Raw genomic sequence first — 6,342 nt, forward strand, 5'->3', positions numbered from 1 at the left:
CACACCACAACCGGCCCGGCACACGATGAGCGGCCCCCGGAACCACAAACCCAGGAGCCGCTCACCTCTGCCTCTTGACAACCCGACCTACATATCAGCGGCCCCCGGAACCACAAACCCAGGAGCCGCTCACCTCTGCCTCTTGACAACCCGACCTACATATCAGCGGGCCGGGCCGTTTTGGACGCCCAAAACGGCCCCCGCTGCGGGTTTCTTGGGCTGTTTCATCGTTAGGATGGGGCGGTGACTGAACCCAGCAAACCGGAAGTTGCCGAAACTACCCCAACTCCGGTCAAAAAGCGCGTCCGGGACGGCAGGCCCAATGCCACGATCTATGACATCGCCCGGGTCGCAGGCGTTAATCCGTCAACGGTCTCCCGTGCGCTCAGCAAGCCTGGCCGGGTCAGTGCCAAGACGCAGAAGCTGATCGAGGATGCCGCCGCCGGGCTGAACTACCACGTGAATCCGTTCGCTCGGGCCCTGCCGACGGGCCGGACCCACACGTTCGGCCTGATCGTCGCGGACATCACCAATCCCACATTCTTTGACATCATCCGGGGGGCGGGGACCACCGCCACGGCCCGGGATTACACCCTGGTGCTCGCAGATTCGGCCGAGTCGGCCGTAACGGAACTGACGGCGGCACGAAGGATGATGGCTACCGTGGATGGCCTCATCCTGGCCAGTCCGCGGATGGACGACGACCACATCCTCGACCTCGCCCGGGAAAAGCCCGTGGTGGTGATCAACCGCGAGGTGCAGGGCGTCCCGTGCGTGGTCCCGGACGTCAACAAGGGGATCGGCGAAGCGGTCCGCAGCCTGGCCGCCAACGGTCACAAAAAAGTGGCCTACGTGGCCGGGCCGCCCCAGTCCTGGATGTCCGCCCGGCGCTGGGACGGCGTCCGGTCCGCGTGTGAGTGGTCCCGGCTTGAGGCCGTGCGGCTCGAATCCACCAAGCCAACGGTCGAGGGCGGCCGGCAGGCCGCCCGCGGAGTCCTGGCCAGCGGCGCAACCGCGGTCCTGGGCTACAACGATCTCCTGGCCATCGGCTTGATGCAGGAGCTCCAGGCCGCCGGGGTGGTGGTTCCGGACCAGATCAGCATTGTGGGCTTCGATGATATTTTCGGGGCGGACTTCACCACTCCGCCGCTGACCACCGTCCGCTCCCCGCTGGGCGAGTGCGGCTCGGGTGCCGCCACACTGCTGCTGGATCTCCTGCACGGAACGGGGGAGCCTGCCGGGACCGTGCGGGTCGAAACGGAACTGGTGCTGCGCGGCTCGAGCGGGCGGCTCCTGCCCTCGGGCTAGCGTCATCGGTCAAGCCCCGCAACCCAGTGGCAATAATTGGCAACCGGTTGACATGAGAACAAACAGGCCGGACCATAGATGTATGTCACAGTCGATTGCTGCCCACCCGGACCGGCTCCTGCCCGCCGATCCCGGAACCCGGAACATCGCCCGCAGCCTGCTGGCCCAGGTGCAGGACCTGCCCATCATTTCTCCGCACGGGCACGTGGACGCTGCGGTCATCGAGCACAACACTCCCTTCCCTGATCCGGCAGCGCTGCTGGTCAGCCCGGACCACTACGTCACCCGCCTGATCCACGCCAGCGGTGTCCCGCTGGACCGGCTGCGCCCGCAGGCCGGCGCAAAGACTGACCCGTCCGCGCCGGAGCCGGAGTCCCTCACGGTGTGGCGGGAGTTCTGCGCAGCCTGGCCGCTTTTCGAGGGAACGGCGTCGGGTTACTGGCTCCGCGACCAGTTCCATGGTGTTTTCGGCCTGGATCAGGAGATCAGTGGCGCCACCGCCGATGCCTCCTATGACGCCATCACGGCAAGGCTTCAGGAAGCGGAGTTCCGCCCCCGCCAGCTGTTCAAGGACTTTAACATCGAGGTCTTGGCCACCACGGACGATCCACTGGATAACCTGGCCGCACACAAGGCCCTGGCCGGGGATGCCACCTTCCACGGCCGCGTACTCCCGACGTTCCGGCCGGATGCCTACCTGGATCCGGCCAACCCCGCGTGGGCCGGCAACGTTGAGCGCCTCATCGCGGCGGCGGGCGACCGCGGCAGCGGCTATGCCGGCTATCTCACGGCACTCGAGAACCGGCGTCGTTACTTTGTGGAACATGGCGCGGTTTCGGCCGACCACGGTGTCCGCACGCCGCGCACCCTGAAGCTGGATGCCGCGGATGCCGGGCGTCTCTTCGAACGGGCCCGGTCCGGCGAAGCCACCGCCGCCGAGCGCGACGATTTCGAAGCCCACATGATGTACCAGATGGCCCGGATGTCCGTGGAGGACGGCCTGGTCATGACCATCCACCCGGGTTCGTTCCGCAACCACCACACGGAGACCTTCAAAAAATACGGCGCGGACACGGGGCACGACATCCCGTACGCGGTCAACTACACCGAGGCGATCCGGCCGCTGCTGCAGGACTTCGGTACCGCGAAGGACTTCCACCTCGTGCTGTTCACCCTGGACGAGACCGTGTTCTCCCGCGAACTGGCGCCGCTGGCCGGTTTCTACCCGTCGGTCTACCTTGGCGCCCCGTGGTGGTTCCTGGATGCCCCGGATGCCATGCTGCGCTTCCGCTCCGCCGTCACCGAAACGGCAGGGTTCTCGCGTTCCTCGGGCTTCATCGACGACACCCGGGCGTTCTGCTCCATTCCGGCCCGGCATGATGCCTCCCGCCGGATCGAGGCGTCCTTCCTGGCCCGACTCGTCGCGGAGCACCGCGTCAGCGAGGACCGCGCCCACGAAATCATTGTCGACCTCGTCGATGCCTCCCCCCGAAGGGTCTTCAAGCTGTGAGTATCGAACTGCAGTCCCTGGCCGCCGCCACCGCAGAACTTCCCCGGCTGAACCGCTCGCTGCGCCCCTCCGCCAAGGCGCCGGTACGGATCGTCCACCTGGGGCTGGGTGCATTCCACCGCTCGCACCAGGCCTGGTACACCCACCAGGCCGGTGACGCCGCCGACTGGGGCATCGCCTCCTTCACCGGCCGGCGCCCCGACGCTGCACTGGCCCTCGATGCGCAGGACGGCCTCTTCACCGTGGTGGAGCGCGCCGACGGCGGCGACTCCTTCACCGTGGTCAGCAGCATCGTGCAGGCCGTGGACGGGGCCGACGTGCAGCGGCTCGCCGCCCTGGTCGCGGCCCCGGCCACCGCGGTCATCACCCTGACCATCACCGAGGCCGCCTACCGCCTCGGAACCGACGGCAGCCTGGACCGGTCCGCGGCCGACGTCGTCGCCGACCTTGCGCTCCTGGCCGCGGGCAGCGGACACCCCACGACGCCGCTGGGACGGGTGGTCTTCGCCCTCGCCGCCCGCCGGGCAGCCGGGGCCGGGCCCCTCGCCGTCGTCTGCTGCGACAACCTCTCCAACAACGGCACCGTCGCCCGCCAGGCCGTAGCAGGCATGGCCCGGGCCTGGGATACCGGTCTCGCAGCCTGGATCGACTCGAACATCAGCTTTGTCAGCACCTCGGTGGACCGCATCACCCCGCGCACCACCGCAGCCGACCTGGCAGCCGTCCAGTCGGCCTGCGGCTACCGGGACAACTCCCCGGTAGTGGCCGAACCGTTCCACAACTGGGTCCTCAGCGGTGATTTCCCGGCTGGCCGGCCCCGCTGGGAAGATGCCGGCGCCGTGTTCGTCGACGACATCGAACCGTACGAAAACCGGAAGCTGTGGCTCCTCAACGGCGCCCACTCCCTGCTGGCCTACGCCGGACAGCTCCGCGGCCACACCACCGTGGCCGAGGCGCTGGCCGATCCGCTGTGCCGGGACGCCGTGGAGCGCTTTTGGGACGAGGCGGAAGCCCAGCTGCCGGCCGCCGGGCTCGGCGTCCCTGCCTACCGCGCGGCCCTGCTGGCACGCTTCAGCAACGCCAGGATCGCCCACCACCTCGCCCAGATCGCCATGGACGGCAGCGCCAAATTGCGGATGCGCGCTGTGCCAGTGCTGCTTGTCGAGCGCTCCGAGGGCAGGTCAGGCTCCGCCGCGGCCCTCCTGATCGCGGCCTGGGTGGACTTCACTGCGGCCGCGGAGGAACTCCACGATCCCTTGGCGATGGACATCGCAGCCGCCAACGCGCTCAGCGGACCGGAACGCACCCGGGCCCTGCTCGTGCTGGTGTCCCCGGAGCTCGTGGATCCCGCCGTTGCGGATGGCGGGCCGATCGTTGCGCTCATTGACGGGCTCCGGGGGACGTTCACCGGATAGGTAAGTGATGGCAACCGTTTGCCAAATGATTGCCACGTGATTAGGATTACATCCAGACGAAGGCGCTGCCGGGTCAGCCCGGCCCCGCTGGCCGGCCCGCAGGCACACCCCCGCAAAGACGCGTAAGGACCTCCAAGATGCTCAACCCCCAGGTAAGTGAAACCGCGAGATCGTCCAGATCGACGGTCTGTACCGGTTCACGGTGGACGGCGACCGGTCCGGCCGCCGCGAGGGCCATGAACCACCGTGTCTCTGACCGCGTGGACGCCATGGCGGGGGAGCGCGGCTTCGCCGACTGCCAGCTGTCCGGCGGCATCGTGCGCCTGGACGGCAATATGTTGGGCGTCGTCACCCGCGGTTGCCCGCCCAAGCCCGCAGCGTTCGCCCTGCGCCAGCGATGGACCGCGTTGGCCGGCCACAAGAACTCCGCCAAGGCCTAGCCTTCCTACATGCATTTCCGCCGGGCCCCACGTGCCGGCAACGGGTAAAGGAGCCCAGATCATGAAAAAGCTGAACAAGCTCAGCATCATCGGCTATGGCGCCGGCGATGCCGCCAACAACCTCGCTTTCACCACTGCCACGATGTTCCTGCTGGTGTACTACACGGATGTGGCCGGGATCTCAGCCGCTGCGGCCGGCACCCTGCTGCTGGTCGTGCGGATCTTTGATGCCTTCGCCGACGTTTTCGCCGGCCGCGTGGTGGACCGTACGTTCAGCAAGCGGTTCGGCAAGTTCCGCCCGTTCATCATGTTCGGCTCCATCCCGCTGCTCCTGCTGAGCGTGGCAACCTTCTCCGTCCCGCAGCTCGGCGAATCTGGCACCCTGCTCTACGCCTACGTCACCTACGCGGCACTTGGCCTGGCCTACAGCCTGGTTAACATCCCGTACGGTTCGCTGGCCGGCGCCATGACGCAGGATCCGGGGGAGCGCGCCAAGCTCGGTTCCGCCCGGTTGATCGGCATGCTGCTCGTGGGATCGGCCCTGGGCATCTTCGTCGCGCCGCTGATCAAGCCGGGGGCGGATCTCCAGTCGATGTTCACCACCATCACCCTGCTGTTCGTAGCCATTGGCGGCGCGCTCTACTTCTTCACGGTGCTGACGGCCAAGGAACGCGTGTACCGGGCCGTCCCCAACGTGACGCTCAAACAGAGCATGGAGACGCTCAAGGGAAACAAACCGCTGTTGATGCTGTGCCTGAGTTCCTTCTTCTTCCTGACCGGCTACCTGGCCCTGACCTCGGTGCAGCTGTTCTACCTGCGGGACGTTCTGCACCGCCTGGACCTGTACCCCGTGCTCTCCATCGTCCAGCTGGTGCTCACCTTCGTGCTGGCGGCCTTTATGCCCAGGCTGGTCCGCAGGATCGGCAAGAAGCGCGTCTACATCTACTCCGCGCTGATGACAGTCGTCGGCGGCGTGATCGTCTTCTTCACCCCGGCCAGCGAAGTGTGGGTGGGCTTCGCCGGCCTCGTGCTGAGCCTGATGGGCGTCCTCGCGGTCAACATCGTGGTGTGGGCGCTCGAAGCCGACACCGTCGAATACGGTGAATGGCGCACGGGAGTACGCACCGAAGGCATCACCTACGCCCTGTTCTCCTTCACCCGGAAGACCGGCCAAGCGGTGGGCGGCGCACTCGCCGCCTACGCCCTGGCCCTGGGCGGCTACAAGTCCGGTGCAATCCAGACCCCGGAGGCGGTCTTCGCCATCCAGTTCGCGGCCGGTGCGCTGCCGGCCATCATGACCATTCTGGCCGTCGTGGTGATGTCCAAGTACACGCTCACCGATGCTATGCACGCCAGGATTCTCACCGAGATCCAGCACCGCCGCAAGGGCGGCGACGCCACCGCCGAAAGTGCTGACGGCACCGCCGCCAGCCCTGACGGCACCTTAGACGGCGGGCTAACGGACGGCGCCGCGCCGGCTGCCGCCACGCCGCTGGTCTCCACCAACAACTAATCCCCAGAACCTGCCCCGATTGACCCAGCACCAGCCCGACTGAAAGGCCAACAGTGAAAATCATTGCCGCGGAAGTTTTTGTGACCAGTCCGTCCCGTAACTTCGTGACGCTCCGGATTACCACCGATGACGGTGTGACCGGGATCGGGGATGCGA

The 6,342-nt window shown here is 67.1% G+C and carries 5 protein-coding genes; all 5 read left to right on the forward strand.

From position 1 onward, the window contains the following. The first annotated feature begins 243 nt into the window (after positions 1-243). Positions 244-1,308: a LacI family DNA-binding transcriptional regulator gene (locus tag AC50X9_RS20970; protein ID WP_494896970.1), complete on the forward strand. Its 1,065-nt coding sequence runs from the start codon at positions 244-246 to the stop codon at positions 1,306-1,308. 82 nt (positions 1,309-1,390) lie between these two features. Continuing rightward, positions 1,391-2,818: a glucuronate isomerase gene (gene uxaC, locus AC50X9_RS20975; RefSeq protein ID WP_494896972.1), complete on the forward strand. Its 1,428-nt coding sequence runs from the start codon at positions 1,391-1,393 to the stop codon at positions 2,816-2,818. Beyond that, on the forward strand, positions 2,815-4,233 hold the full coding sequence (locus AC50X9_RS20980; RefSeq protein ID WP_494896974.1) for a mannitol dehydrogenase family protein: 1,419 nt from the start codon (positions 2,815-2,817) through the stop codon (positions 4,231-4,233). Before uxaC ends, AC50X9_RS20980 begins: the two co-directional genes overlap by 4 nt. Before the next feature lie 236 nt (positions 4,234-4,469). Beyond that, positions 4,470-4,673: a hypothetical protein gene (locus AC50X9_RS20985; protein WP_494896976.1), complete on the forward strand. Its 204-nt coding sequence runs from the start codon at positions 4,470-4,472 to the stop codon at positions 4,671-4,673. A 61-nt stretch (positions 4,674-4,734) separates the two neighbouring features. Then, positions 4,735-6,186 carry a glucuronide transporter gene (gene uidB / locus AC50X9_RS20990; RefSeq protein ID WP_494896978.1) on the forward strand — a complete coding sequence of 484 codons (1,452 nt, stop codon included), beginning with the start codon at positions 4,735-4,737 and terminating at the stop codon, positions 6,184-6,186. Positions 6,187-6,342: the final 156 nt, after the last annotated feature.

Source organism: Pseudarthrobacter sp. HLT1-3 (genome assembly GCF_059383535.1).